We start from the raw sequence: 25,862 nt of genomic DNA, 5'->3' as shown, positions 1-25,862 counted from the left end.
ACGCGGGATTCCGCGCCGCCTCAGTAGACCTGCGCACCCTCCCGCGGCTGCTCCTGCGCGCTGCCCTGCCGGTCCAGGCTCTTCTCCACCACCTTGGCCAGGCCGATCATGATCGCGTCGATGGCGTAGTCCTTGGGCGTATAGACCGCGCGCACGCCCATGTTCTTCAGGACCAGCTCGTCCTCGGGGGAGATGATGCCGCCGACCACCACCGGGATGTGGTCGAGCCCCGCCTCGCGCATCTGGGCGCGGACCTCGCGGACCAGCGGCACGTGGCTGCCCGACAGGATCGACAGCCCGACCACGTGGGCGCCGGTCTCACGCGCCTTGGCGACGATCTCGGCCGGCGTCTGGCGGATGCCGTCGTAGGTGACGTCGAAGCCGACGTCCCGGGCGCGCAAAGCGATCTGCTCGGCGCCGTTCGAGTGGCCGTCGAGGCCGGGCTTGCCGACCACGAGCCGCGGCGTCTCGCCCAGCCGCTCGCCGAGATCGGCGATCAGGAGCTTGGCCTCCTCGGCCGCCCCGGAGGAGACGGTCTCGAGACTCACCCCGGTGGGCGCCCGGTACTCGCCGAACACCTGCCGCAGGCGCTCGCCCCACTCGCCTGTGGTGACGCCGGCCTTGGCGGCCGCGATCGAGACCGGCATGATGTTGGCGCCCGAGCGCGCCGCCTGCTCCAGGGCTTCGAGCGCCTGGCCGACGGCCCGCTCGTCGCGCTTGCTGCGCCAGTCGCGGATGCGCCCCTGCGCCTCCATCTCTACCGTCTCGGACACCGAGAAGATCGCGCCCTCCCCGGCGGTGAGCGGCGAGGGCTCGCCCTGCTGCCACTTGTTGACGCCGACGACGATCTGCTCACCGGCCTCGATCGCCGAGATCCGCTTGGCGTTCGACTCGACCAGGGCGCGCTTGAGGGCGCCGGTCTCCACTGCGGCGACCGCGCCGCCGATGCCGCGGATCCGCTCCAGCTCCGCCCGGGTCTCGGCCTTCAGAGCCTCGACCTTGGCCTCGATGACCTTCGAGCCGTCGAAGATATCGTCATATTCCAGAAGATCGGTCTCGAAGGCCAGGATCTGCTGCATGCGCATGGACCATTGCTGGTCCCAGGGCCGCGGCAGGCCGAGCGCCTCGTTCCAGGCCGGCAGCTGCACCGCCCGGGCGCGGGCCCGCTTGGAGAGCGTCACGGCCAGCATCTCGATCAGGATGCGGTGGACGTTGTTTTCCGGTTGCTGTTCGGTCAGTCCCAGCGAATTGACCTGAACCCCGTAGCGAAAGATCCGCTTCTTCGGGTCGTCGATGCCGTAGCGTTCCTGGGCGATCTCGTCCCAGAGCTCGGCGAACGCCCGCATCTTGCAGATCTCGGTGACGAAGCGCAGCCCGGCATTCACGAAGAACGAGATCCGCCCGAACACGTCGGAGAAGCTTTTTTCGTCGAATTCGGGGTCGTCGCGCACCGTGTCGAGCACCGCGATGGCGATGGCCAGCGCGTAGGACAGCTCCTGGACCGGCGTCGCCCCCGCCTCCTGCAGGTGGTAGGAGCAGACATTCATCGGGTTCCACTTCGGCACGTTCTGGGTCGTGAACAGGATCACGTCCTTGGTGAGCCGGAGCGAGGGCGCGGGCGGGAACACGTAGGTCCCACGCGACAGGTATTCCTTGATGATGTCGTTCTGGGTGGTGCCCTGGAGGGCATCGAAGGGCGCGCCCTGCTCCTCGGCCACCGCCAGGTAGAGCGCCAGCAGCCACGGGGCCGTGGCGTTGATGGTCATCGAGGTGTTCATCTGGGCGAGCGGGATGTCCTGGAACAGGGTCCGCATGTCGCCGAGATGCGCGATCGAGACGCCGACCTTGCCGACCTCGCCGCGCGCCAGCTCGTGATCGGGGTCGTAGCCGGTCTGGGTCGGCAGGTCGAAGGCCACCGACAGGCCGGTCTGGCCCTTGGCGAGGTTGCCCCGGTAGAGCGCGTTGGACTCGGCCGCGTTGGAATGGCCCGCATAGGTGCGGATGATCCAGGGTTTATCGCGGGGCGTCTTGTCGCCCGTGGTTTCCGCGACGCGCACGCCCATCCTGGCCTCCGTGTGGTCTTCTTGAGTGTCCGCGCGCGGGGCGCAGCCTTGGCGGCACCGTAGCGAAGGCGGCCGGGCGCGTCATCCGCGACAGAAGTGCAACGTGCACCAGTAGTGTTTTGGCGGCCTTTAAAAAACTTGTCCGCGCAGACAGCCGGATTTGAAGCGCCGGTTCGGACACCGCCTCACAAGTGCGCGGGTGAGCTAGAATTTAATGGCTCCAAACTGGAACCGGCGCGTTGGACCGCCGGCGCTCGCACCCGGCACCGTTTCGCACGGGTGCGGCCGCCGAATTCGGCGCGACCGCCGTCGCGCTCGGTTCCAGATCCATGACTCACCGCGCGCACCATCGCCGGACCGACCGGCCGGCGGCGAGCGCCCCAAGGAGCGACAGCGATGGCCGATCAGAGCCCGCGCCTGACCACCGCGTTCGGCAACCCCATCTCGGACAACCAGAATTCCATCACCGTGGGCCCGCGCGGGCCCGTGTTGATGCAGGACTACCACCTCATCGAGAAGATGGCCCATTTCAACCGGGAGCGGATCCCGGAGCGGGTGGTGCACGCCAAGGGCTACGGCGCCTACGGCACGTTCCGGCTGACCAAGTCGCTCAGCCCGTACACCCGCGCCAAGGTGCTGACCAAGGTCGGCCAGGAGGTGCCAATGGTCGCCCGGTTCTCGACGGTGGGCGGCGAGTCCGGCTCCGCCGACACCGCCCGCGATCCCCGCGGCTTCGCCCTGAAATTCTACACCGAGGAGGGCAATTGGGACCTCGTCGGCAACAACACGCCGATCTTCTTCGTGCGCGACGCGATCAAGTTCTCGGACTTCATCCGCACGCAGAAGCGCGACCCGCGCACGCACCTGAAGCCGCATTGGCGCCGCTGGGATTTCTGGGGCCTCTCGCCCGAGGCGATCCACCAGGTGATGATCCTGTACAGCGACCGCGGCACGCCGAAATCGGCCCGGTTCATGAACGGCTACGGCTCGCACACCTTCTCGCTGTGGAACGAGCGCGGCGAGCGGCATTGGGTGAAGTTCCACTTCCACACGAAGCAGGGCATCCAGAACTTTTCCGCTGAGGAGGCTGACACAATCGCCGGCACGGATCCGGATTATTCGGCGGCCGACCTGTCCTCGGCGATCGAGCGGGGCGACTTCCCGAAATGGAAGGTCTCCGTCCAGATCATGCCGGAGCTCGACGCCGACACCTACCGGATCAATCCGTTCGACCTGACCAAGGTCTGGCCGCACGGCGACTACCCGCTGATCGAGATCGGCGAGATGGAGCTCACCCGCAACCCGGAGAACTACTTCGCGGAGATCGAGCAATCGGCCTTCGAGCCGTCCAACGTCGTGCCGGGCATCGGCTTCTCGCCGGACAAGATGCTGCAGAACCGCATCCTCTCGTACTCGGACGCGCATCGGTACCGGCTCGGCGTCAACTACCACCAGATCCCGGTGAACCAGGCCAAGCACGCCAAGGTGCAGACCTACCACCGTGACGGGGCGATGCGCACCGACGGCAACCACGGCGCGCAGGTCGATTACCAGCCGAATTCCTTCGGCGGTCCCGTGGAGGATCCGGCCTTCGCCGAGCCGCCCCTGCGGATCCAGGGTGACGCCGCCCGGTACGGCTGGCCGAACGACGACGCGGATCTGTACGGACAGCCGCGCGAGCTCTGGTCGAAGGTGCTCGACGACGGTGAGCGCCAGCGGCTCGTGAAGAACATCGTCACCTCGATGGGCGATTCCCCGCGCCACATCCAGGAGCGGATGATCGCCCACTGGTACAAGGTGCACCCGGATTTCGGCCGGGGCGTCGCGGAAGGTCTCGGGATCGACGCCCGGCAGGCGGCCGCCGAATAATACTTGGTCGGTTCGCAAGCCGAATTTGAATACGCGGGCGCCGGCCTTGTGCCGGCGCCTTTTTCACGCGCGAAACGCTCCGATTTCGACTTTCGGCCCACTTGGACGCCTCCGACATCGCCGCTATAGCGCGAGAGAGAACCGCGGCCGTGAGAACAGCGCGGGATAAGAGGAGAGCGAGATGGCTGCGAGCGGTGCGGTCCGTCCGGCGGACGGCGAGTTCAAAGATCTCTACGAGATGGGCGAGATCCCGCCGCTGGGTCATGTGCCGGCCAAGATGTACGCCTGGGCGATCCGGCGCGAGCGTCACGGGCCGCCGGAGGACTCCCACCAGCTCGAAGTGCTGCCGGTCTGGTCGATCGGTGACGACGAGGTGCTGGTCTACGTCATGGCCGCGGGCGTCAACTACAACGGCGTCTGGGCTGGCCTCGGCGAGCCGATCTCGCCCTTCGACGTGCACAAGGCCGAGTACCACATCGCCGGCTCGGATGCGTCCGGCATCGTCTGGGCGGTCGGCGCCAAGGTGAAGCGCTGGAAGGTCGGCGACGAGGTCATCGTCCACTGCAACCAGGACGACGGCGACGACGAGGAGTGCAACGGCGGCGACCCGATGTTCTCGCCCTCGCAGCGGATCTGGGGCTACGAGACGCCGGACGGCTCCTTCGCGCAGTTCTGCCGGGTGCAGTCGCGCCAGCTCATGGACCGGCCGAAGCACCTCACCTGGGAGGAGGCGGCCTGCTACACGCTGACCCTGGCCACCGCCTACCGCATGCTGTTCGGCCACGCGCCGCACACGGTCCGGCCGGGCCAGAACGTGCTGATCTGGGGCGCGTCGGGCGGCCTCGGCGTGTTCGGCGTCCAGCTCTGCGCGGCCTCGGGCGCCAACGCCATCGCGGTGATCTCGGACGAGTCGAAGCGCGACTACGTCATGAGCCTCGGCGCCAAGGGCGTGATCAACCGCAAAGACTTCAACTGCTGGGGCCAGCTTCCGAAGGTGAACTCGCCTGAGTTCAACGCCTGGACGAAAGAAGCGCGAAAATTCGGCAAGGCGATCTGGGACATCACCGGCAAGAAGGATGTCGACATCGTCTTCGAGCACCCCGGCGAGGCGACCTTCCCGGTCTCGGCGCTGGTGGTTAAGCGCGGCGGCATGGTGGTGTTCTGCGCCGGCACCACCGGCTTCAACATCACCTTCGACGCCCGCTACGTCTGGATGCGCCAGAAGCGGATCCAGGGCTCGCACTTCGCCCATCTCAAGCAGGCCTCGTCGGCCAACCAGTTCGTGATCGACCGCCGGGTCGATCCGTGCATGAGCGAGGTGTTTCCCTGGGACAAGATCCCCCAGGCCCACACCAAGATGTGGAAGAACCAGCACCCGCCGGGCAACATGGCCTGCCTGGTCAACTCCCCGCGCGCGGGCCTGCGCACGGTCGAGGACGTGATCGAGGCCGGCCCGCTCAAGCGCTGACGCAGCCCCCGGCCTCCGCCCCTGCGCGGAGGCCGGATCACGTTCCCTGATCCCTGCGCCCTCTTGCCCCCGGCCCGGCCGGGAGCGAGAACGGCCGCGCTCGTTCCAGCACCCGAGCCGGGTCGATGACCGATTCGGCGTGAGCGGTGCTGAGCGAGCGGGGTGTCGGGCAGAGCCCGGCCCCGGCACTGGGGGTTCTGGACTTGGCCGGCGACGAAGAAGCTTACGTGTACGACGAGGCGACGGGCGAGTGGCTCCCGCCCGGTCAGGCGGCCGCCGCGGCGGCACCCGGGCCGGCGGACGTGCGCGATTCGGCCGGCAACGTGCTGGCCGACGGCGACTCGGTCACCCTGATCAAGGACCTGAAGGTCAAGGGCGCGAACCAGACCCTGAAACAGGGCACGGTCATCCGGTCGATCCGGCTCACGGACGATCCCGAAGAGATCGATTGCCGCCACGACACCATCAAGGGGCTTGTCCTGCGCACCGAGTTCGTGCGCAAGCGCTAGGGCGGCTCGAAATCATCAGGGTTTCAAGAGGTCGGTGACCTTTTGCGGGTCCGGGGCAGAGCCCTGGGTCGCGCGAAGCGCGATGCCATCGGGGCTCCGCCCCGATACCCCGCCAAAGGGCTGAGCCCTTTGGAAACCCGGTCTCTTACCGGCGCTTGGTCTCTTCCTGCGGCAGGTGCCGCCCATAGGTTTCCTGCTTCTCGGCGCGTTCCTGGATCAGGTCGGCATAGGCCTGCCGCATCTCGGGAGAGACGCTGACGCTCTTGCCCTTGGCGGGCTTGCGCTTGGGCGCTTTCTTGAAGGTGTTGTTCGTCTCGCTCATGCCGGGCTCCGCGTCGGACCATGGCGGCGGCGCGCGGCCGGCAGGAAGTCCGAGTCGTGTCCCGATTCGGAATCCGGGCCGGCCCGCGAGGCCGGACCTCCGCCCTCTAGCGCATCGCGGGGCCGCGTGCACCGGACCGCGGCCGCTGTTCCGACAGATTTCCGCACGCGAGACCGGCCGAGAGCCTGCGATCTGGCGCGTGCCCGGGGGCTCTGCCAAGGTCGCCGGGTCGAGCGTCGGGGGCAGCGATGGATTCGCGCGGGGCAGGATACGGATCGGATCCGGAGGCGCTGCCGCGGCGGCGGTTGACGCTGCCTCTCCTGGCGGCCCTCCTGCTTGCGGGCCTGACGGGGCCGGGCTTCGCTCAGGACCGGCCACTGCCGACCCGGCCGGCCCAGCCCGCTCCGAAGGCCGCGCCCCCTGCCCGGCCCGCCACGCCCGATCCCGCCCTTGAGGCGACCAGGGTCGCCTTCGAGGCGCTGCCCGAGGTAGAGCGCAAGGCGGTCCAGGACGCGCTGGTCTGGACCGGCGATTTCAACGCGGTGGTCTCGGGGGCGTTCGGGCGCCGGACCTTCGACGCCCTGACGGCCTATCACGCCCGGGCCGGCGGGGCCGATCCGCTGGAGCTGCGCGGCCGGGCGGCGCTGCTGGCGGCGGGCGAGGCGGCCAAGGCGGCGGCGCGCTTTCGGATCGCCGCCGATCCCGCCAGCGGCGCCGTGATCGGCGTGCCCGAGCGGCTGCTGTCGAAGCGCACGACCCTGCAAGCCGGCACCCGCTGGCAGAGCGCGGACGGGCGCGTGACCCTGGAGTCGCGCGCCATCCCGCCGGGGGGCGAGACCCTGGATGGCCTGTTCGACCAGCTCACCGCGCCGCTGCCCAACCGCAAGGTCACCTACAAGCTGCGAAAGCCGGACTCCCTGGTGGTCACCGCGGAGACCGCGAGCGGCCTGTCCTACGTCCGGTACGATGCCGGGCCGCAGGGCGTGCGCGGCTTCCTGATCGGCTACGACCGGGCCCTGGCGGCGGAGGTCGGCCGCCTGGTGATCGCCGTGGCCAACGCCTTCGAGCCGTTCCCGACAGCCGCCGATGCCGCACCCCCGAAGGTCGCCGCGAGCCCGCCGGCCGGCGCTGCCGCCGTGCCGCCCCCGACGACAACCGCCCCTGCGGGTGCGGGAACCGGTCTGGTGATCGCGCCGGGGCGCGTCCTCACCGCGGCGGCGGTGCTGGAGGGCTGCCCCGCGCCGCGGATCGGCCAGGCCACGGCCCGGGTTCTCGCGACCGATCCGGCCGGGCTCGCGCTGCTCGAGGCGGCCGGCATCCCGGCCCCGGTGCGGGTGGCGGTGCGCGCCGATCCGCCCGCATCCGAAGAAGTCTTGATCGCCCTGGCTCCGGGCTCGGATGGAGTTCTTGCCGCACCGGCCACGGCCGTGACGGGCGGCGTCATCGCGCCGCTTCAGCCGGGCTCCGCCGGGGCGCCGGTGCTCGACCGGTCGGGGCGCCTGATTGGACTCGTGGCGCGCTATCCGGCGGCGGCGCGGCGGGTCGCCGGCATCGTGCCGCCCGCGCGCCTGACTCTGGTGCCGGCGCAGGCGGTCGCGGCCTTCCTGGCCGGCCAGGGCATCGGCGAGGCGAAGCCGCGCCCGGAGGCCGGGCCCGGCACGGCCGCGTCGGCCATCGTCGGAATCGCCTGCCGATAGGGCCGGCGCGTCATCACGGACCGGGGAGCGCGGCCCCGATCCGTGAAGCGGACATGCCGCGTCGGACGATCCCGCCGAACCGCAGGCGGCCCGGCGGGGGACGGCGTCCGGAACGGCCTTACAGGCGGCCGGTGACCAGCAGCACGATCAGCACGATGAGCAGGATGCCGCCGAGGCCGAAGCCGGGGCCGCGATAGGCGCCGCCGCCGAGGAAGCCGCCGCCGCCGAAGGCCAGGATGATCAGGATGATGAGCAGGATGGTGACAAGGGACATGGATCGGACTCTCCGGACAGCCGCGCTGATGCGAGCGTGACCGTTCAAACGCTGCGACAATCCGTTCCGTTCAACGCGATCCCACGCTTTTGTGAGGATAATCGCCGGATGAGGCCGTAGTTCTTACGCGTGCCAATCCGGCAACACATCCTGCGGCGCTTCGAGCCAGCCCGGGACCGGCAGGTTGCGCTCGGTCAGGAAGGCCGGGTTGAACAGTTTCGAGGCGTAGCGCGCCGCCCCGTCGCACAGGATCGTCACCACCGTGTGGCCGGGGCCGAGCTCCCGGGCCAGCCGGATCGCCCCGGCGACGTTGATGCCGGACGAGCCGCCCAGCGACAGGCCCTCCTCCCGCATCAGGCCGAAGACGATGTCCAGGGCCTCGCGGTCGGGGATGCGGAAGGCGTGATCCGGGGTGAAGCCGTCTAGATTCTTGGTGATACGGCCCTGGCCGATCCCCTCGGTGATCGACGAGCCCTCCGCCTTCAGGGTGCCGGTGGTGTAGTGTGCGTACAGGGCCGAGCCCTCCGGGTCCGCCAGCGCGATGCGCACGCCCGGGTTTTTCGCCCGCAACGCCGCCGCGGTGCCGGCCAGCGTGCCGCCGGTTCCGGCCGCGCAGACGAAGCCGTCGACCCGGCCGCCGGTCTGCTCCCAGATCTCCGGCCCGGTCCCGTCCACATGGGCCTGCCGGTTGGCGACGTTGTCGAACTGGTCGGCGAAGAACGCCCCGTCGGCTTCCGTGGCGGCGAGCTTTTCGGCCAGCCGCCGGGCGACGTGGACGTAGTTGTTCGGGTTGGCGAACGGCACCGCCGGAACCTCGACCAAACGCGCGCCGGCGAGCCGCAGGGTCTGCTTCTTCTCCTCGGACTGGGTGACCGGGATGACGATCAGCGTCCGGTAGCCGCGCACGGAGGCCACCAGGGCGAGGCCGATGCCGGTATTGCCGGCCGTGCCCTCCACGATGGTCCCGCCCGGCCGGATCAGGCCCTTCGCCTCGGCATCCTGCACGATGGAGAGCGCTGCCCGGTCCTTCACCGACAGGCCGGGATTGAGGAACTCGGCCTTGCCCAAGATCTCGCAGCCGGTCGCCTCGGAGGCGCGGCGCAGGCGGATCAGCGGCGTGCCGCCGACCGCGGAGAGGACATCGGGATGGGCGGCGCGATTCGGTATCGTCATGAGTGGGAGCCTAGGCGGATGTGCGGCTTCTGACGAGGTTCACCCGAACACATGCCCGCCGTTGATCCGCAGCCCCACCGGGTGGCCGGCCGGGTGACGGATTCCGTCGAAATCCTCCACCGCCAGCACCCGGCCCTCGATATCCACCACCTCGATCCGCTGGCGGCCCTGGGTGCGGTAGGAGCTGCGCACGGTGCCGGAGAGATGCGCCGCCTCGGGCTCGGCGAGCTGCAATTGCCAGGGCCGGACGTAGAGCTTGACCGGGCCGATGGTCCCGGCCGGCGCCGCCACCGGCGTCTCCCGGCCGCGCACCAGCACCCGGCCGCCCTCGGCCAGCGCTTCCACCTCGACGTGATCGCCCAGGAACTTCATCACGGTCGCGGAGGCCGGGTGCTCCTGGACCTCGTCCGGGGTGCCGACCTGCTCCAGGCGGCCGCGATCGAGCACCGCGACGCGGTCCGACAGCTCCAGGGCCTCGTCCTGGTCGTGGGTCACGAAGATCGTGGTCTGGCCGGTGCGGTCGTGGATCTCGCGCAGCCAGCGGCGCAGGTCCTTGCGCACCTGGGCGTCGAGGGCGCCGAAGGGCTCGTCCAGCAGCAGCACCCGCGGCTCGACCGCGAGCGCCCGGGCGAGCGCCACCCGCTGGCGCTGGCCGCCGGAGAGCTGCGACGGGTAGCGGTCGCCGAAGCCCGAGAGCCGGATCAGGTCGAGCAGGTCGCCGACCCGGCGCTTGATCTCAGCCTTGGCCGGGCGGTCGGCCCGGCGCCGGGCGTTCAGGCCGTAGGCGATGTTGTCGGCCACGCTCATGTGCTTGAACAGGGCGTAGTGCTGGAACACGAAGCCCACCGCCCGCTCCTGCACGGCGAGGCCGGTGGCGTCGTCGTCGCCGAACAGGATCCGGCCCCGGTCCGGCGCGTCGAGCCCGGCGATGATCCGCAGCAGCGTCGTCTTGCCCGAGCCCGAGGGACCGAGCAGACCGAGCAGCTCCCCCGCCCGCACGTCGATCGACAGGTCGTGCAGCACCGCGGCCGTGTCGAAGGTCTTGGAGATGCCCTCGACGCGGATCGCCGTGGAGGGGCGGTCCAAGGGGCTGTCAGTGAGATCGGCCGTGCGCGAGCTCGCCCGCGAAGCGCCACTCGAGGAAGGATTTGAGGACGAGGGTGATGAGGGCGAGGACAGCGAGGAGCGTAGCGACGGCGAAGGCGGCGACGAAGTTGTACTCATTGTAGAGGATCTCCACGTGGAGCGGGATGGTGTTGGTCAGGCCGCGGATGTGGCCGGACACCACCGACACCGCCCCGAACTCGCCCATCGCCCGGGCATTGCAGAGGAGCACGCTGTAGAGCAGGCCCCAGCGGATGTTGGGTAGCGTCACCGTGCGGAACGCGTGCAGGCCCGAGGCCCCGAGGGTCAGGGCCGCCTCCTCCTCCGAGGAGCCCTGCTCCTGCATGAGCGGGATCAACTCGCGGGCCACGAACGGGAAGGTCACGAACACGGTCGCCAGCACGATCCCCGGCAGGGCGAACAGAACCTGGATCCCGTGATCCACGAGCCAGGTGCCGAACAGGCCCTGCGAGCCGAACAGCAGCACGTAGATCAGCCCCGAGACCACCGGCGAGACCGAGAACGGCAGGTCGATCAGGGTGATGAGCAGCGACTTGCCGGGGAACTCGAACTTGGCGATCGCCCAGGAGGCCGCCAGGCCGAACACCACGTTGAACGGCACCGCGATCGCCGCCACCGTGAGCGTCAGGCGGATCGCGCTCCAGGCATCCGGCTCCCGGAACGCCGCCAGGAAGGCCTCGACCCCCTTCGAGAAGGCCTGGGTGAACACCGCGATCAGCGGCAGCACCAGGAACAGCGCCAGGAAGGCGATCGCGATCCCGATCAGCACGGTGCGGGTGGCCGCCCCCTCCGAGGCGACCGGCTCCGCCCGCACAGGGGGTGCCACGGTCGGCGAGAAGATCTCAGACATAGCCGAAGCGCCTCCGACTCCAGGTCTGGATCAGGTTGATGGCGAGCAGGGTCAGGAACGAGATGCCCAGCATGATCGTGGCGATCGCCGCCGCCCCGCCGTAGTCGAACTCGGACAGCTTGATCACGATCAAGAGCGGCGCGATCTCCGACACGTAGGGCAGGTTGCCGGCGATGAAGATGATCGAGCCGTACTCGCCGACCCCCCGGGCGAACGCCATGGCGAAGCCGGTCAGCACCGCCGGGATCAGGGGCGGCAGCACCACCTTGGTCAGGGTCGCGAACCGGTTGGCCCCGAGGGTGGCGGACGCCTCCTCGATCTCCTTGTCGATCTCGGCGATCAGCGGCTGCACGGTCCGCACCGCGAAGGGCAGCCCGATGAACACCATGGCGATGAAGATGCCGACCGGCGTGTAGGCCGCCTGGATGCCGAGCCGGGCGAGCGGCGCGCCGAGCAGGCCGTCCGGCGCGTAGAGCGAGGCCAGCGCGATGCCGGCCACCGCGGTCGGCAGCGCGAAGGGCAGGTCGACGGCGGCGTCGACGAGCTTGCGCCCCGGGAAACGGTAGCGGGTCAGCACCCAGGCGACCAGGAAGCCGAAGACCGAGGCCACGAGCGCCGCGACCGCGGAGACGCCGAAGCTCAGCCGCAGGGCGCTGGAGACCCGCGGGTCCGTGGCGACGTCCCAGATCCCCGAGAGGCCGAGGCCGGACGCCTTGGCGACGAGCCCGGCGAGCGGCAGCAGCACGATGAGCCCGAGGCAGGTCAGCGTGTAGCCGAAGCTGAGCCCGAAGCCCGGGATCACGCTCGGGCGGCGGAAGGTGCGTTTGCGGCGCGGCGTCTCGACCATGGTTCCCGCCTCAGCGGCCGGCCCGGCTCAACCGGTCGAACAGGCCGCCGGCGTCGAAGTTCCGCTTCTGGATCTCGTCCCAGGAGCCCTGATAATCCTCGATCTTGAACAGCTTGATCTCGGGGAGCTGGGCGAGGTCGGCCGGGGCCGCCGCCTCGCGGCGGATCGGGCGGTAATGGTGCTTGGCGAAGATCGCCTGCGCGCGGTCGCTGTAGAGGAAGTCGAGATAGGCCTGGGCGGCCTTGGCGGTGCCCTTGCGCTCGGCATTGGCCGCCACGAGGGCCACCGGCGGCTCGGCGTAGATCGAGGTCGGCGGCGACACGATGTCGAATTTTTCCGCGCCGAATTCCTGCAGCACCAGGTAGGCCTCGTTCTCCCAGGTCGGGAGCACGTCGCCGAGCCCGCGCTGCGCGAAGGTCACCGTGGAGCCCCGGGCCCCGGTGTCGAGCACCGGCACGTTCTTGTAGATCTGGCCCACGAAGGCGTCGGCCTTGGCGGCGTCCTTGTCCTGGCCGTAGGCGTAGCCCCAGGCGGCCAGGAAGTTCCAGCGACCGCCGGCCGAGGTCTTGGGATTCGGAGTGATCACCTTCACGTCCGGCTTGGTCAGGTCGGCCCAGTCCTTCACGCCCTTCGGGTTGCCCTTGCGGACCAGGAACACCACCGTCGAGGTGTAGGGCGTGGCCTCGTTGGGGAGCTTGGTCCGCCAGTCGTCGGGGATCTTGTGGGTGAGCTTGGCGATGGCGTCGATGTCCGACGGGATGCCCAGCGTGACCACGTCGGCGTCGACGCCGTCGATCACCGTGCGGGCCTGCGCGCCCGAGCCGCCATGCGAGGCGCGCACCGTGATCGCCTCGCCGGTCTTGGCCTTCCATTCCTCGGCGAACACCGCGTTGATGTCGCGGTAGAGTTCCCGGGTCGGGTCGTAGGAGACGTTCAGCAGCGCGGTCTCGGCCTGGGCCGGCAGGAGGCAGGACACCAGGCCGGCACCGACCAGCATCGTCAGCCCGAGAGCCCGGTTCCTGACCGCACCGTTCTTCATCACGCCCGCTCTCCCAGCCGCCGACGGCTGCGCCGCAGAAGAGCGCACCCGGAAGAGCCTGGATCGTTCGTTTTATCGAACGAAGTCAAGTCTTAGGGGCGTGTTCGCGTCGGCCTTCGCCGGGTGCAGGATCGACGGATCCCGCAGGAACACAAGCGCTCTCAGAGGCGTATGCCGGAAGAAGGCATGGATTTTCTCCCGTGCGCATCGCATGGAGAAGAATATCAGCGCGTGGACGGGTTTCGTAGAAAGAACGAACTTGTGTGCGATGGCGCACATGCCGACTCGTGCGATCCGGTCATCGGTCGCGATCCGGAATTCCGATCGCGATCCGCACTTTCTAGGCGTTTGAGATCGGCTCTGTCGTTTCAGTACCGATCTCGTCGTTCCGGGGTGCCGTCTCGCGGCCCTGGAATGACAGGGAGGTTGATCGCGCTGCGGCTGCAAAGACCCGACATATGCGGCAAGCGAGACAGTTCGGGTCAAACGCCTTGAAAGGGCTCCCTGCTCAAGGCTTCGGCTTGGCGAGCTGCTCGACCAGGGCTTCGAGGCGCGGGTTGATCGGGGCGGCGAGCGTGTCGGCGAAGGCCGAGCGCAGGGTCTGGCCGAGATGCCGGCGCACGCTCGGGCTGAGCGAGACCGCGGGCGCGGCGGCTGCCCCTTCGGACGGACGATCCGGATGCGTCTTCGTCATGATCCCGACTCCCTCGCACGTCCCCGCCCTGAGAGTGGCAAGGCTTGGTTAAGAAGCCGTCACGCCGGTCCGCCTCAGGGCCGGAACTGGCCGACCCGGGGGCACGTTGCCGGGCATGACCCCTCACGCAGATCGGATCCGCCCCGTGTCCCGCTCGATGTCCCTGACCCTGATGGCGCTCCTGGCGCTGACGGCGGCAAGTCCCTGCCTGGCGCAGACCAAGCCCGGCGAGATCAAAGGCATGGACGCGATGGGCGACAAGGACCGCAGCGCCCAGGACGGCTGGAGCCAGGCGCCGGTCCCCCGGGAACAGTCGGCGGCCAAGGACGCGCCGGACCCGGGCGGCAAGTCGATCGGCGAGAATGCCAACCGACCCGTTCCCAAGGCGGATCCGGGCGGCTCCTCGGCAACAGAGCCGCAGGCGCCGCTGGACCACCGCACGGGCGGCCCCTCCGGCAGCAATCCGGCCGCACCATCGAAATAAAAAACACTTGCTTTTGCAGGATGATAGCCGGCATTCGAACGTGCGGGCCGTCTCAAGACAGAGCCGGTCGCTGTGTCACGCAACCGCACTTGCCTCGTGCACGCTTTTTTGGGACACCCTGGAATTATACCAGATCGCTTTAAGGAGCGGAGATGACGGTCCAGGTCTCTAGGCGTGGCCTGCTCAAAGGGGCCGGCGCCGGTCTCGCGGGCGGCTCCCTCGGCGCACTCGGCTTCGGCGGCCTCCAGCCGGCCATGGCCGCCGCGGTGCGGCCGTTCAAGCTCGCGCAGATGCGCGAGACCCGCAACACGTGCCCGTATTGCTCGGTGGCGTGCGGCGTCATCCTGTACAGCCTGGGCGACCGCTCGAAGAACGCGCGCTCCTCGGTGATGCATGTCGAGGGTGATCCCGATCACCCGGTCAACCGCGGCACGCTCTGCCCGAAGGGCTCGGCGCTGCTCGACTTCGTGCATGCCGAGACCCGCACCAAGTACCCGCTGTACCGCGCCCCCGGCACCTCCGAGTTCAAGCGCGTCTCCTGGGACTTCGCGCTGGACCGGATCGCGGCCCTCCTCAAGGAGGATCGGGACAAGAACTTCCTGGCCAAGAACGAAGAGCTCACGGTCAACCGCTGGACCACGACGGGCTTCCTCGGCGCCTCCGCAACCACCAACGAGACGGCCTGGCTGACCTACAAGACAGTCCGAAGCATGGGGGCCCTGGTCTTCGATAACCAGGCCAGGGTTTGACACGGTCCGTCGGTCGCCAGTTTGGCGCCCTCCTTCGGACGCGGTGCGATGACCAACCTCTGGATGGACATCAAGCACGCGGACGTGATTACCGTGATGGGCGGCAATGCCGCCGAAGCGCATCCGTGCGGATTCAAGTGGGTCGTCGAGGCGAAGGCCCATAACAACGCCAAGCTCATCGTCGTCGACCCGCGCTTCACCCGCACGGCGTCGGTGGCCGACCTGTACTGCCCGATCCGGCAGGGGTCGGACATCGCGTTCCTGTCGGGCGTCGCGAAGTACCTGATCGACAACGACAAGCTGCAGCACCGCTACGTCGCGGCCTATTCCAACGCGGGCTACGTGGTCCGCGAGGGCTACGATTTCAGCGAGGGCCTGTTCGCCGGCTACGACGCCGAGAAGCGCGACTACGACAAGACCACCTGGGACTACGAGATCGGTCCCGACGGCTACGCCGTCGTCGACGAGACGATGCAGCATCCGCGCTGCGTCATGCAGCTCCTGAAGAAGCACATCGCCATCTACACGCCGGAGATGGTGGAGCGGATCTGCGGCTCGCCCAAGGAGACCTTCCTGAAGGTCTGCGAGATGATCGCGACCACGTCCTCCCCTGAGCGGACGATGGCCTCGCTCTACGCGCTCGGCTGGACGCACCACTCCAAGGGCTCGCAGAACATCCGGGCGATGTGCATCGTCCAGACGCTCTTGGGCAACATCGGCATGCTCGGCGGCGGCATGCAGGCCCTGCGCGGTCACTCCAACATCCAGGGGCTGACCGATCTCGGGCTGATGTCGAACCTGATCCCGGGCTATCTCAACCTGCCCGTGGAGAAGGAGCCGGACTACGCGAGCTACATCGCCAAGCGGCAGTTCAAGCCGCTGCGTCCGGGCCAGACCAGCTACTGGCAGAACTACAACAAGTTCTTCGTCTCGTTCCAGAAGATGATGTGGGGCGACAAAGCGACGAAGGAGAACGACTGGGCCTACGATTACCTGCCCAAGCTCGACGTGCCGACCTACGACGTGATCCGTGGGTTCGAGCTCGCCAAGCAGGGCAAGATGACGGGCTACATCATCCAGGGCTTCAACCCCCTGCTGTCGTTCCCGAACCGCGCCAAGATGACGGACGCCTTCTCCAAGATGAAGTTCATCGTGGTGATGGATCCGCTCAAGACGGAGACCGCCCGGTTCTGGGAGAACCACGGCGAGTACAACGACGTCGATCCGACCAAGATCCAGACCGAGGTGTTCGAGCTGCCGACCACCCTGTTCGTGGAGGAGGAAGGCTCGCTGTCGAACTCCAGCCGCTGGCTGCAGTGGCACTGGCAGGCGCAGGAGGCTCCGGGCGAGTGCCGCTCGGACATCGAGATCATGTCGGAGATCTTCCTCCGCGTGAAGGCGGCCTACAAGAAGGATGGCGGCGCGTTCCCGGACGCGATCCTCAACCTGAAGTGGGACTACGCCATCGCCGAGTCGCCGACGCCCACCGAGCTCGCCCGCGAGCTGAACGGCTACACGGTGGCGCCGACGCCGGACCTCAACGGGACGATCATCCCGGCGGGCAAGCAGCTCGACGGCTTCGCCCAGCTCAAGGACGACGGCACCACCGCCTGCGGGTGCTGGATCTACTCGGGCTGCTACACCGAGAAGGGCAACACTATGGCCCGCCGGGACAACAATGATCCCGGCGACCGCGGCATCGCCCCGAACTGGGCCTTCGCGTGGCCGGCCAACCGGCGCGTGCTCTACAACCGGGCCTCCTGCGACCCGGAGGGCAAGCCCTGGTCGGAGAAGAAGAAGCTCATCGAGTGGAACGGCAAGCAGTGGATCGGCTTCGACGTGCCGGATTACGGCGTCACCGTCGCCCCCGATAAGGGCGTCGGGCCGTTCATCCTGAACCAGGAGGGCGTCGCCCGCCTGTGGACCCGGGGGCTCATGCGCGACGGGCCGTTCCCGACGCATTACGAGCCGTTCGAGTCGCCGATGGCCAACATCCCGTTCCCGAAGATCAAGGGCGCCCCGGCGGCCCGGATCTTCAAGGACGACCTGGCCGATCTCGGCGACGCGACGGAGTTCCCCTACGCGGCCACCAGCTACCGCCTCACCGAGCACTTCCACGGCTGGACCAAGCACGCCCGGATCAACGCGATCCTCCAGCCGGAGGCCTTCGTGGAGATCTCGGAAGAGCTCGCGAAGGAGAAGGGCATCGCCAAGGGCGGCTGGGTCCGCGTCTGGTCGAAGCGCGGCTCGCTGAAGGCCAAGGCGGTGGTGACCAAGCGGATCAAGCCGCTGATCTGCGACGGCAAGCCCGTCCACGTCGTCGGCATCCCGCAGCACTGGGGCTTCATGGGCCTGACGAAGAAAGGATGGCACCCGAACTCGCTGACGCCCGTGGTGGGTGACGCGAACACCGAGACGCCGGAGTTCAAGGCCTGGCTCGTGAATATCGAGCCGACCACGCCGCCGTCCGACGCGGTCGCCTGAGGAGCTCGAGATCATGGCCGATTACAGCTCCCTCGATATCCGCCAGCGCTCCGCCTCCACGGAGACGCCGCCGGAGATCCGCCGCCAGGTGGAGGTCGCCAAGCTCATCGACGTGTCGAAGTGCATCGGCTGCAAGGCCTGCCAGTCGGCCTGCGAAGAGTGGAACGACCTGCGCGACGACATCGGGATCAATCGCGGTGTCTACGACAACCCCCACGACCTCACCCCGAAGTCGTGGACCCTGATGCGGTTCACCGAGTACGAGAACCCGGAGACCCAGAACCTCGAATGGCTGATCCGCAAGGACGGCTGCATGCACTGCACCGAGCCGGGCTGCCTCAAGGCGTGCCCGTCTCCGGGCGCGATCGTGCAGTACTCCAACGGCATCGTCGACTTCATCGAGGAGAACTGCATCGGCTGCGGCTACTGCGTGAAGGGCTGCCCGTTCAACATCCCGCGCATCAGCCAGACCGATCACAAGGCGTACAAGTGCACCCTGTGCTCGGACCGGGTCGCAGTGGGTCAGGCTCCGGCCTGCGCCAAGGCGTGCCCGACCGGCTCGATCATGTTCGGCACCAAGCAGGCGATGATCGAGCAGGCCGAGACCCGCGTCGAGGACCTGAAGTCGCGCGGCTTCCAGCATGCCGGCCTCTACGACCCGGCCGGCGTCGGCGGCACGCACGTCATGTACGTCCTGCACCACGCCGACCAGCCGAGCCTCTATGCCGGCCTGCCGAACGACCCGAAGATCTCGCCGCTGGTGGCCTTCTGGAAGGGCGGCGCCAAGGTGTTCGGGCTCGCCGCGATGGGCTTTGCTGCGGTCGCGGGCTTCTTCCACTACGTGACGGCCGGCCCGAACGAGGTCGTGCCCGAGGAAGAGGAAGAGGCGGTCGAGTACGACCAAGCCAAGCGCCGCGGCGAGACCGGCGGCGGCGAGGCACGGCCGCACTAGACGCGACGGTCACCCTCCCCCCTCTGCGGGCGAGGGTGGCCCGCGGAGCGGGTCGGGAGAGGGGAGCGACGGTGCAGGATGGGGGGGCTCCCCGTCATGCCCATCGCGCCGTGTCCTGAACCCGGGTTCCCCTCTTGCAGGACTTCGTCCCGGCCCGACCTCTGCTGACGCAGAGGCCACCTTCCCCCGCAGAGGGGGAAGGGACGGCGGCGCGGATCCGGAATCGACAGGGTGGCGCCGTCGAGGCCATGCCGCCCTACATCAAGTTTCAGGGTCGATCCGCGCCGCGGAGCCGGCCCCGTCAGGCGCGAGAAGGCCGATGACGAGCCAGAACGATATCCGGGGCGGTGATTCCCGCCCGCTGCACCACGCCAAGGGCGAAACGCCGGAGGTGATGTACGTCCCGCGCTACACCGGGGTGCAGCGCGTGAACCACTGGATCACCGCGATCCTGTTCACCCTGCTGACCCTCTCGGGGCTGGCGATGTTCACGCCCTACCTGTTCTCGCTGACCGGCCTGTTCGGCGGCGGGCAGGCGACGCGCGCGATCCATCCGTGGTTCGGCGTCGCCCTGGCGGTGAGCTTCTTCTTCCTGTTCGTGCGCTTCTGGAAGCTCAACATCCCCAACAAGGACGATGTCGCGTGGTCCATGAAGATCGGTGACGTGGTCACCAACCGGGAGGACCGCCTGCCCGAGCTCGGCAAGTACAACGCCGGCCAGAAGGGCGTGTTCTGGGGCCAGACCGCGCTGATCGGGGTGATGTTCGTCACCGGCCTGGTGATCTGGAACACCTATTTCGGCGGCCTGACCACGATCGAGACCCAGCGCTGGGCGCTGCTCGCCCACTCGCTCGCCGCCGTCATCGCCATCGCGATCATCGTGGTCCACATCTACGCCGGCATCTGGGTGCGCGGCACCGGCCGGGCGATGGTGCGGGGCACGGTGACGGGCGGTTGGGCCTACCGGCATCACCGCAAGTGGTTCCGGCAGATCGCCGGGGCCAAGGCGCGCCGGGGCTCGGTCGACAAGCGCGGATCCTGAGGCGTGGCCAATTTCTTCAGGCGGAAGCCCGCGGCACCGGCCGAGACGCCGCCCGCCGCAGCAGAGCCAAAACCCCGGCGGCGGGATTTCAGCGAGCTGAAGCCCGATCCCGACAAGATCGGGATCTCGGGCTCGGTCCCGTTCGTGCGGCTGCCGAACCCTGAGACGCTGTTTGCCGACCGGGCCGCGCGCCTGGCGGCGGCCGCCCCCGGGCATCCGCTGGAAGCCTATCTCCGGTTCGTGGCCGAGGTTGCCCGGGCGCAGGCCGCGATCCAGGTGGAATGCCCGCCCGCCGAAGCGCCGGCCGCGTCCGACATGACCCTGCGCGCCGAGCACGGTATGCCGCCCCTGTCGCGGCACAGGCTCGAGGCCGATGCCGGCTTCGACGGCTGCCTCACCACGCTGTTGAGCAAGCTCGACCTGTCGGTGTCCCCGGAAGCGTCCCAGGCGGCGCGGGCAAGCCTGCTGGCGGCCTCGACGGCCGACCGGCTCGATCTGGCCGTGCAAGTCGTCGAGGGTGCGCTGCCGGTGGAGCGGATCGCCGAATGCGTGTTCGTGGCGGCGGCCCTGCAGGTCCGGTTCGCCCAGGATGCCGCGCGCCTCGATGCGTCGGTCCTGAAGCCCGTGGCCGACGGCGTCTGCCCGTGCTGCGGCGGCGCGCCGGTGGCGAGCGTGGTGGTGAGCTGGACCCCGGCCGACAAGGCCCGGTACCTCAGCTGCTCGGTCTGCGGCACCCTGTGGAACCACGTCCGGATCCGCTGCACCGCCTGCGGCTCCGGCGAGGGCATCAGCTATTACGGGCTCGACGAGGTCTCCAAGGACGTCCAGGTCGAGACCTGCACGACCTGCCACAGCTACATCAAGCACCTGCACCAGCACCGGGCGCCGGCGCTCGACCCGGTGGCGGACGACATCGCGTCCTACGGCCTCGACCTGAAGATCGCCGAGGACGGATTTCGGCGCGCGGGCCTGAACCTGCTGTTCATCGTTTAAGTCCCGGATCCACAAGGTCCGGGACCTTGTGCGGGCGCAGGGCGGAGCCCTGCTAGCTCTCAACGATACCCGTAGCGGCCCTTGGCGGAGGTCAGGAGGTGGAGCGCCTCGCCGGACTTGCCGGCGGCGCAGGCCGCGGCCGCCTGGCTGAGATCGGCGTTGAACTGGTCACCCACCGGCTTGTTGAGGTTGCCGGTCGCCACGTCGCTGTCGACGATGGCCTTGGTGCGCGCGATCTCCGGACCGCAGCCGCTGCCCGTGGGCAGGGCCAGGGGCGCCGGAACGATGGGCGAGGGCTCGGAGACCTTGGGCGCGGAGCGCTGCTGGCAGGCGCCCAGCGTCGCGGCGGCGAGAACGACGAGACTGAGGCGCATCGGGAGACGGGACGCGGGCACGGCGATCATCCTGTTGGGGCGCACGGGCTGCGCCGCCGGGGTTTTGAGCCGAGCTTGGCAGTGGGTCAATCGCCCCGGCGGCCCGCCTGCGCGCTGCGATGATCACACATTGCTTTCTCTTAGGAGCAGCGCGCTCTCCTCCCCCTTGCGGGGAGGAGTTGGAGGTGGGGGTGGTGCAGAAGGCACCGTTACGCCTCATCCGGCGCCACCCCCACCCCTAACCCCTCCCCGCAAGGGGGAGGGGAAACCCGCAGTGCTTCGAACGCTTGCCGCCAAGCCCGATCCGTGGATCCGTCGGCCAGGACGCGTGAGCGGTCCTTACTTGGCCTTGTCCGCCAGCGCCTTCAGGCCGGATTCGTAGATGCCCTGGATGGCGTCGACCGCCACGGTGTCGGGGGCGCCCTTGGCGTTGAAGGTGCCGCTCCAGGTCACCTTGGAGCCCGTGCCCTCGGGGGCGACTGCCAGCGTCGACTTGTAATCGGCGACCGGCAGCGGGCCTTCCAGGATCGTGTAGGTGTAGCTCATCACCTTGTCGTCGCGGGAGACCTGCTCCTCCTTGAGGGTGCCGCCGCCCTTCAGGCTGAGCGTGCGGACCTTCAGGCCGTCCTTGTCGGACAGGACGCATTTCTCGATGGCCGGGTGCCAGTCGCCGATGCCGCAGAACTCGCCGATCGTCTGCCAGACCTTGGCGGGCGGCGCAGCGACGTCGGCCGAGCGCGTCACCTCCAGGGCATGGCCCGCCACGGTGGAGGCGGCCAGGGCCAGGGCGGCGAGCGGCAGGGGCCGGCTGAAAGCGAAGGGCATCAAGGGGTCTCCATCCATATCGATCGCGGCGGACGCCGCGCAGGCTCTGGGGCCGCGCAGGAGCTAGGCCGGGATACCCGCCGGGGCAATGGTCTGGACGTGACGGAGCCGGGTCCCCGCGCCCAGACGACGCGGCGGGTGGGAAGTGTGCGTAATTCTCTTGCGTTCGGAGTTCCATGCTCGAAGGGTAACGACAAAATTCACCTCTGCCTGCGACATCTCACCCATTTTGCAGCGGTGCGGGCTTTAATTTGTGCTATTTAGCAGTTCGGCACCCGGAGGGCGGCGGATCGATGGCGAGCCTTTTTGATTCCCTGAGGTCAGCGCGCGCGACAGGGAGCCTCACCGAAGAGGACTGGCTCGCGCTTCGGGCTGACGCGGAACAGCTTTTCACGCCGGGAACAGCAATTAAGGAGCAAGATCTTTTCGATGGTCGGAAGGAGCAAATTGCTAGGCTTTCCCAGCGTATTCGTCTCGCTGGAAGCCATGCTGTTATTTACGGCGAGCGCGGCGTCGGTAAGTCATCGCTGGTAAATGTTTTTAGGTACGTTGCTGATAGATCACCAAACAACGTCAATTATATCAGGGTTGCAGTTACTGATGGAGATAATTTTCGAGAAATAATGTTTAAAATATTCAAACGACTGGTGTACTTGGAAGGAGATAAGAGAATTCGTCTTGCTGATGCATATGAAGGGAAAGATATTAGTCCGGATGACGTGCTTTTAGAGATTGGAAATCTAGTTTCTTCGGCTACTCCAATCATTGTGATTGACGAATTTGATGTACTAAAGGATGAAAAATCAAAGCGCTTGATCTCAAACATGATTAAACTTCTATCAGATGAAGGGGCGAACGCAACTTTCTTCATAGTGGGGGTCTCTGAAACGGTCAGCGACCTTTTGAAGGGGCACGAATCTATCGGCCGGGCTATGGCTGAAGTAGAGATGCCTCGGATGTCAGATCAAGAAATCATCGATATAATATGGAATCGGCTCGTTAGAGCAGGTATGCAAGTCAATACCGATGCCCTTTGGGATTGTGTTTTTATTTCGAAAGGTCTTCCGCACTACGCGCACTTGCTTGGGCTTCATGCGATGCAGGCCGCTTGTGATAGGCAAAGTTTGCGTGTTGAAATGAAAGATATCCAAGTTGCCACTGTTCGCGCTCTAGCAGAAGCAAATCAAACAATCAAAGAAGGCTTTCAAAATGCTACATTTTCAGAGCGTGAAGATAATATATTTAAGCATGTTTTGGCGGCTTGTGCTCTTGCTCAGAAAGACAATCTTGGAAAATTTAATGCTAAGTCAGTTGCGGCTCGGCTAAGTGAAATAATGGGGGAAAAATATGATGTTCCGGCCTTCTCATATCATTTAAATGAATTTTGCGACCCAAGCAGGGGCAGTATCTTGGAGAAATCAGGTGATCGGCGTAAGTTTAGCTTCCGATTCAAAAAAGCTCTGATGGAGCCCTACGTTATTCTGGAATGCATGAACCGCGGAATTATTACTAAAAAGCACGTTTTGGCTTTCAGTCCTAAACGACAGTCGGATCTTTTTTCCAACTAATTTGAGCAGATTCGCTTACCACTTGTATATTTCTTTGTCGCAAGGGCCCGCTGATCATTTGCAGCACCGAACTAGGTGCCCCTACCACCCCTCCCCCACCTCCACCTCGACCGGATACCCATAGCCCGGCACCGGCGCGTAGGCCGGACGCAGGGTGGTGCGGGCGTAAGAGGCCGGGCGCAGGCGCCGGCCCATCTGGTCGAGATCGGCGAGGCTGTCGTCCGGCGCGTCGAGATCGCGGCTCCGGGCGACCCGGCGGGTGCGGGTGCCGCGCTCGGCCACCAGGGCATCCGCGCCCTCGATCTGGACGCGGGTCCGGTTCATCCCCTGGGCCTTCACGAGGTTGAACAGGGTCGCGGCGTTGCGCACCGACAGGCGCACGCAGCCATGGGAGGCCGCGCGCCCGAGGTTGCGGACGTGGTTGGTGCCGTGGATCGCGTGGCCCTGGGTGGTGAAGAACAGCGCGAACGGCATGGGGGCGTCGTCCCACTCCTTCGAGAAGTGCGTGCGCTCCATCCGGAACGGCCGATAGGAGCCCGATGGGGTGTCGTAGGCCTCGACCCCGGTGGAGACCGGCCAGGCATAGCGGGGCTGCCCGTCGACCGAGACTTCCATCCGCTGGGCGGACTTGTCGACGCTGATGAGCACGTCCGCCCGCGCCGCCGGCGACGCGGCGCCCCACAGGAGCAATCCGGACAGAACCGAGACCAGACCGATACGCATGCACGACCTCGATGGATGGGCGAAGACGGATTTCAGATAGGCTAAGCTATTGGCAACGCCAAGGTTCCTGGGCGGAAACCTGCGAACGCGGGGTTCGACTGCGCAGGCGGATCGGCGCGCGCAAGGGTGGCGCGGGCCGGTTTCGGCACGGAAGATGCGCCCCGTTGACAGGCGCCCCAGGCCGGGCGCCTCGTGCCCCATCCCTCACCCGGAGATTCCATGGCTCTCGACCCCGCCCTCGCCGCCGAGATCGAAGCCTCCGTGGCGGAAGGCTTTGCCGACCAGGTCGCGCACACCCAGGCGCTGGTCCGGTTCGCCTCGCTGCGGGGGGCCGAGCATGCCTGCCAGGATTACGTGTTCGGGGCGTTCCGGTCCCGGGGCTACGCCACCGAGCGCTTCGCCATGGACCGCGCCGCCATCGCGGCCCATCCGGGCGGCTCGAAGATCGACGCGCGCCACTCGGACGCCCCGATCGTCGTCTGCCACCACCGCCCGCAGACCGAGACCGGGCGCTCGCTGATCCTGCAGGCCCATGTCGACGTGGTGCCGGTGGGCCCCCTCGACCTGTGGACGCACGCGCCCTTCGACCCGGTGATCGAGGGCGACTGGCTCTACGGGCGCGGCGGCGGCGACATGAAGGCCGGGCACGCGGCCAACCTGTTCGCCCTCGACGCGCTCGCCCGCCTCGGCCTCCAGCCCGCCGCCGCGGTGACGATCCAGTCGGTGGTCGAGGAGGAATCCACCGGCAACGGCGCGCTCGCGGCCCATCTGCGCGGCTACCGGGCCGACGCCGTGCTGATCCCGGAGCCCGAGGACGAGAAGCTCGTGCGCGCCAATACCGGCGTGCTGTGGTTCACCGTCGAGGTGCGGGGCGTGCCGGTGCATGTCCGCGAGATGGGGGCCGGCGCCAACGCCATCGACGCCACCTACCGGGTGATCGGCGCCCTGCGCGAACTCGAGGCGCGCTGGAACGCCGAGAAGGACGCGCACCGCCATTTCGAGGCGGAGGACCACCCGATCAACCTCAATATCGGCCGGATCGAGGGCGGCGACTGGGCCTCCTCGGTCCCGGCCTGGTGCCGGATCGACTGCCGGGTCGCGCTCTATCCGGGCGTCCCGGCGGCCCGCGCCGCCGCCGAGATCGAGGCCGCGGTCTCGGACTTCGCCCGCACCGATTCTTTCCTGGCCAACAACCCGCCGCGGGTCGCCTTCAATGGGTTCTTCGCTGAGGGCTACGTGCTGGAAGAGGGCTCCGAGGCGGAAGCCGTGCTCGGCCGGGCCCACGCGCGGGCGACGGGCGCGACGCTGCAGAGCTTCATGTCGCCGTGCTACCTCGATACCCGGGTCCACGCCCTCTACGACCGGGTGCCGGCCCTGTGCTACGGGCCGAGCGCCCAGAACATTCACGGCTTCGACGAGCGCGTCAGCCTCGCCTCGGTGCAGCGCTGCACCACCGCGATGGCGTTGTTCGTGGCCGAATGGTGCGGGACGGAGCGGCGGGCGGGCTGAGGGTTCCGGCGTCCGTATGAGACGCGCGCTCCCTCTCCCGTGCGGATTTGCGGATTCACAGGACGCGGTCCGGCTCGTTCCCGGTGCAACCGAAGGCGCATCGCGTCAGACACGCACTCTCCCTCCCCCGCAGAGGGGGGAGGGAGACGCGCCTGGTCCGGTCTTTGCTCCCATCCGGCAACGATGTGAGGACATCGTAGCTCGTGCGGGAGAGAGACCCGCGCTTCAT

At 67.7% G+C, this 25,862-nt stretch carries 23 protein-coding genes; 11 read left to right on the top strand and 12 right to left on the bottom strand.

Annotation, left to right across the window (positions count from 1 at the left end):
- Positions 1 to 20 precede the first annotated feature (20 nt).
- Entirely contained in the window at positions 21 to 2,063 is a 2,043-nt protein-coding gene (locus tag MKL09_RS01470; protein WP_244017275.1) for a protein meaA, read from the bottom strand.
- A 396-nt stretch (positions 2,064 to 2,459) separates the two neighbouring features.
- Between MKL09_RS01470 and MKL09_RS01465 the strand changes: the two genes are divergently transcribed.
- The 3 genes from MKL09_RS01465 (at position 2,460) to MKL09_RS01455 (ending at position 5,909) form a co-directional block, all read left to right on the top strand.
- Positions 2,460 to 3,932 (top strand): catalase, encoded by a 1,473-nt coding sequence (locus MKL09_RS01465; RefSeq protein WP_244017273.1) that lies wholly within the window; start codon positions 2,460 to 2,462, stop codon positions 3,930 to 3,932.
- Between the two features lie 181 nt (positions 3,933 to 4,113).
- A complete protein-coding gene (ccrA, locus tag MKL09_RS01460; protein ID WP_244017271.1) occupies positions 4,114 to 5,400 on the top strand; it encodes a crotonyl-CoA carboxylase/reductase in 1,287 nt (428 codons plus the stop codon).
- A gap of 203 nt (positions 5,401 to 5,603) precedes the next feature.
- Positions 5,604 to 5,909 (top strand): alkylphosphonate utilization protein, encoded by a 306-nt coding sequence (locus MKL09_RS01455; protein ID WP_244017308.1) that lies wholly within the window; start codon positions 5,604 to 5,606, stop codon positions 5,907 to 5,909.
- Between the two features lie 145 nt (positions 5,910 to 6,054).
- Here MKL09_RS01455 and MKL09_RS01450 read toward each other — a convergent pair whose 3' ends face one another.
- Entirely contained in the window at positions 6,055 to 6,231 is a 177-nt protein-coding gene (locus MKL09_RS01450) for a hypothetical protein (protein WP_244017270.1), read from the bottom strand.
- 248 nt (positions 6,232 to 6,479) lie between these two features.
- On the opposite strand from MKL09_RS01450, the gene MKL09_RS01445 reads away from it, so the two are divergent.
- The gene (locus MKL09_RS01445; protein ID WP_409566889.1) at positions 6,480 to 7,928 is read left to right on the top strand and encodes a serine protease; all 1,449 of its coding nucleotides are present in this window, start codon (positions 6,480 to 6,482) and stop codon (positions 7,926 to 7,928) included.
- Positions 7,929 to 8,046: 118 nt separating this feature from the next.
- On the opposite strand, the gene MKL09_RS01440 is transcribed toward MKL09_RS01445, so the two are convergent.
- The 7 genes from MKL09_RS01440 to MKL09_RS01410 form a co-directional block, all read right to left on the bottom strand.
- Positions 8,047 to 8,202 carry a hypothetical protein gene (locus MKL09_RS01440; protein ID WP_007563230.1) on the bottom strand — a complete coding sequence of 52 codons (156 nt, stop codon included), beginning with the start codon at positions 8,200 to 8,202 and terminating at the stop codon, positions 8,047 to 8,049.
- A gap of 123 nt (positions 8,203 to 8,325) precedes the next feature.
- Positions 8,326 to 9,375 (bottom strand): cysteine synthase A, encoded by a 1,050-nt coding sequence (locus MKL09_RS01435; protein ID WP_244017265.1) that lies wholly within the window; start codon positions 9,373 to 9,375, stop codon positions 8,326 to 8,328.
- A 39-nt stretch (positions 9,376 to 9,414) separates the two neighbouring features.
- A complete protein-coding gene (locus MKL09_RS01430) occupies positions 9,415 to 10,461 on the bottom strand; it encodes a sulfate ABC transporter ATP-binding protein (RefSeq protein ID WP_244017263.1) in 1,047 nt (348 codons plus the stop codon).
- Between the two features lie 7 nt (positions 10,462 to 10,468).
- Positions 10,469 to 11,350: a sulfate ABC transporter permease subunit CysW gene (gene cysW, locus MKL09_RS01425; protein WP_244017261.1), complete on the bottom strand. Its 882-nt coding sequence runs from the start codon at positions 11,348 to 11,350 to the stop codon at positions 10,469 to 10,471.
- Entirely contained in the window at positions 11,343 to 12,197 is an 855-nt protein-coding gene (gene cysT, locus MKL09_RS01420) for a sulfate ABC transporter permease subunit CysT (protein WP_244017259.1), read from the bottom strand. Before cysT ends, cysW begins: the two co-directional genes overlap by 8 nt.
- 10 nt (positions 12,198 to 12,207) lie before the next feature.
- Positions 12,208 to 13,236 (bottom strand): sulfate ABC transporter substrate-binding protein, encoded by a 1,029-nt coding sequence (locus MKL09_RS01415; RefSeq protein ID WP_409566888.1) that lies wholly within the window; start codon positions 13,234 to 13,236, stop codon positions 12,208 to 12,210.
- A 508-nt stretch (positions 13,237 to 13,744) separates the two neighbouring features.
- On the bottom strand, positions 13,745 to 13,930 hold the full coding sequence (locus tag MKL09_RS01410; RefSeq protein ID WP_244017257.1) for a hypothetical protein: 186 nt from the start codon (positions 13,928 to 13,930) through the stop codon (positions 13,745 to 13,747).
- Positions 13,931 to 14,075: 145 nt separating this feature from the next.
- Here MKL09_RS01410 and MKL09_RS01405 point away from each other — a divergent pair, with 145 nt between their 5' ends.
- The 5 genes from MKL09_RS01405 (at position 14,076) to fdhE (ending at position 20,634) form a co-directional block, all read left to right on the top strand.
- Positions 14,076 to 14,414 (top strand): hypothetical protein, encoded by a 339-nt coding sequence (locus MKL09_RS01405; RefSeq protein WP_244017255.1) that lies wholly within the window; start codon positions 14,076 to 14,078, stop codon positions 14,412 to 14,414.
- Between the two features lie 152 nt (positions 14,415 to 14,566).
- The gene (gene fdnG, locus MKL09_RS01400; RefSeq protein ID WP_244017254.1) at positions 14,567 to 17,647 is read left to right on the top strand and encodes a formate dehydrogenase-N subunit alpha; all 3,081 of its coding nucleotides are present in this window, start codon (positions 14,567 to 14,569) and stop codon (positions 17,645 to 17,647) included.
- 13 nt (positions 17,648 to 17,660) lie between these two features.
- Complete coding sequence (fdxH, locus tag MKL09_RS01395; RefSeq protein WP_244017252.1) at positions 17,661 to 18,599, top strand: formate dehydrogenase subunit beta; 939 nt, start codon at positions 17,661 to 17,663, stop codon at positions 18,597 to 18,599.
- Between the two features lie 319 nt (positions 18,600 to 18,918).
- Positions 18,919 to 19,641 (top strand): formate dehydrogenase subunit gamma, encoded by a 723-nt coding sequence (locus MKL09_RS01390; protein WP_244017250.1) that lies wholly within the window; start codon positions 18,919 to 18,921, stop codon positions 19,639 to 19,641.
- A 3-nt stretch (positions 19,642 to 19,644) separates the two neighbouring features.
- The gene (gene fdhE, locus MKL09_RS01385; RefSeq protein ID WP_244017248.1) at positions 19,645 to 20,634 is read left to right on the top strand and encodes a formate dehydrogenase accessory protein FdhE; all 990 of its coding nucleotides are present in this window, start codon (positions 19,645 to 19,647) and stop codon (positions 20,632 to 20,634) included.
- A 59-nt stretch (positions 20,635 to 20,693) separates the two neighbouring features.
- Here the strand turns inward: fdhE and MKL09_RS01380 are convergent, their stop codons facing one another.
- The gene (locus MKL09_RS01380; RefSeq protein ID WP_244017304.1) at positions 20,694 to 21,038 is read right to left on the bottom strand and encodes a hypothetical protein; all 345 of its coding nucleotides are present in this window, start codon (positions 21,036 to 21,038) and stop codon (positions 20,694 to 20,696) included.
- Positions 21,039 to 21,347: 309 nt separating this feature from the next.
- Complete coding sequence (locus tag MKL09_RS01375; protein WP_244017246.1) at positions 21,348 to 21,833, bottom strand: SRPBCC family protein; 486 nt, start codon at positions 21,831 to 21,833, stop codon at positions 21,348 to 21,350.
- A gap of 293 nt (positions 21,834 to 22,126) precedes the next feature.
- On the opposite strand from MKL09_RS01375, the gene MKL09_RS01370 reads away from it, so the two are divergent.
- A complete protein-coding gene (locus MKL09_RS01370; RefSeq protein WP_244017244.1) occupies positions 22,127 to 23,401 on the top strand; it encodes an AAA family ATPase in 1,275 nt (424 codons plus the stop codon).
- Positions 23,402 to 23,482: 81 nt separating this feature from the next.
- On the opposite strand, the gene MKL09_RS01365 is transcribed toward MKL09_RS01370, so the two are convergent.
- Positions 23,483 to 24,124 carry a L,D-transpeptidase gene (locus MKL09_RS01365; protein WP_244017242.1) on the bottom strand — a complete coding sequence of 214 codons (642 nt, stop codon included), beginning with the start codon at positions 24,122 to 24,124 and terminating at the stop codon, positions 23,483 to 23,485.
- A gap of 219 nt (positions 24,125 to 24,343) precedes the next feature.
- Between MKL09_RS01365 and MKL09_RS01360 the strand changes: the two genes are divergently transcribed.
- Positions 24,344 to 25,633 carry an ArgE/DapE family deacylase gene (locus MKL09_RS01360; protein WP_244017241.1) on the top strand — a complete coding sequence of 430 codons (1,290 nt, stop codon included), beginning with the start codon at positions 24,344 to 24,346 and terminating at the stop codon, positions 25,631 to 25,633.
- Positions 25,634 to 25,862 lie beyond the last annotated feature (229 nt).

Source organism: Methylobacterium sp. J-048, assembly GCF_022829515.1.
In the GTDB taxonomy this organism is placed as follows: Bacteria; Pseudomonadota; Alphaproteobacteria; order Rhizobiales; family Beijerinckiaceae; genus Methylobacterium.
Note: the sequence above shows the minus strand (reverse complement) of the source record. Positions and strands in the feature narration are given on the sequence as shown.

Coding starts and splice junctions, on each gene's coding strand:
- MKL09_RS01465 (WP_244017273.1), top strand. CDS start 2,460: ATGGCCGATCAGAGCCCGCGCCTGACCACCGCGTTCGGCAACCCCATC.
- MKL09_RS01370 (WP_244017244.1), top strand. CDS start 22,127: ATGGCGAGCCTTTTTGATTCCCTGAGGTCAGCGCGCGCGACAGGGAGC.
- MKL09_RS01390 (WP_244017250.1), top strand. CDS start 18,919: ATGACGAGCCAGAACGATATCCGGGGCGGTGATTCCCGCCCGCTGCAC.
- MKL09_RS01440 (WP_007563230.1), bottom strand. CDS start 8,202: ATGTCCCTTGTCACCATCCTGCTCATCATCCTGATCATCCTGGCCTTC.
- MKL09_RS01415 (WP_409566888.1), bottom strand. CDS start 13,236: ATGAAGAACGGTGCGGTCAGGAACCGGGCTCTCGGGCTGACGATGCTG.
- MKL09_RS01410 (WP_244017257.1), bottom strand. CDS start 13,930: ATGACGAAGACGCATCCGGATCGTCCGTCCGAAGGGGCAGCCGCCGCG.
- fdxH (WP_244017252.1), top strand. CDS start 17,661: ATGGCCGATTACAGCTCCCTCGATATCCGCCAGCGCTCCGCCTCCACG.
- MKL09_RS01450 (WP_244017270.1), bottom strand. CDS start 6,231: ATGAGCGAGACGAACAACACCTTCAAGAAAGCGCCCAAGCGCAAGCCC.
- cysT (WP_244017259.1), bottom strand. CDS start 12,197: ATGGTCGAGACGCCGCGCCGCAAACGCACCTTCCGCCGCCCGAGCGTG.
- MKL09_RS01375 (WP_244017246.1), bottom strand. CDS start 21,833: ATGCCCTTCGCTTTCAGCCGGCCCCTGCCGCTCGCCGCCCTGGCCCTG.
- MKL09_RS01380 (WP_244017304.1), bottom strand. CDS start 21,038: ATGATCGCCGTGCCCGCGTCCCGTCTCCCGATGCGCCTCAGTCTCGTC.
- MKL09_RS01470 (WP_244017275.1), bottom strand. CDS start 2,063: ATGGGCGTGCGCGTCGCGGAAACCACGGGCGACAAGACGCCCCGCGAT.
- MKL09_RS01365 (WP_244017242.1), bottom strand. CDS start 24,124: ATGCGTATCGGTCTGGTCTCGGTTCTGTCCGGATTGCTCCTGTGGGGC.
- MKL09_RS01360 (WP_244017241.1), top strand. CDS start 24,344: ATGGCTCTCGACCCCGCCCTCGCCGCCGAGATCGAAGCCTCCGTGGCG.
- cysW (WP_244017261.1), bottom strand. CDS start 11,350: ATGTCTGAGATCTTCTCGCCGACCGTGGCACCCCCTGTGCGGGCGGAG.
- MKL09_RS01445 (WP_409566889.1), top strand. CDS start 6,480: ATGGATTCGCGCGGGGCAGGATACGGATCGGATCCGGAGGCGCTGCCG.
- MKL09_RS01435 (WP_244017265.1), bottom strand. CDS start 9,375: ATGACGATACCGAATCGCGCCGCCCATCCCGATGTCCTCTCCGCGGTC.
- ccrA (WP_244017271.1), top strand. CDS start 4,114: ATGGCTGCGAGCGGTGCGGTCCGTCCGGCGGACGGCGAGTTCAAAGAT.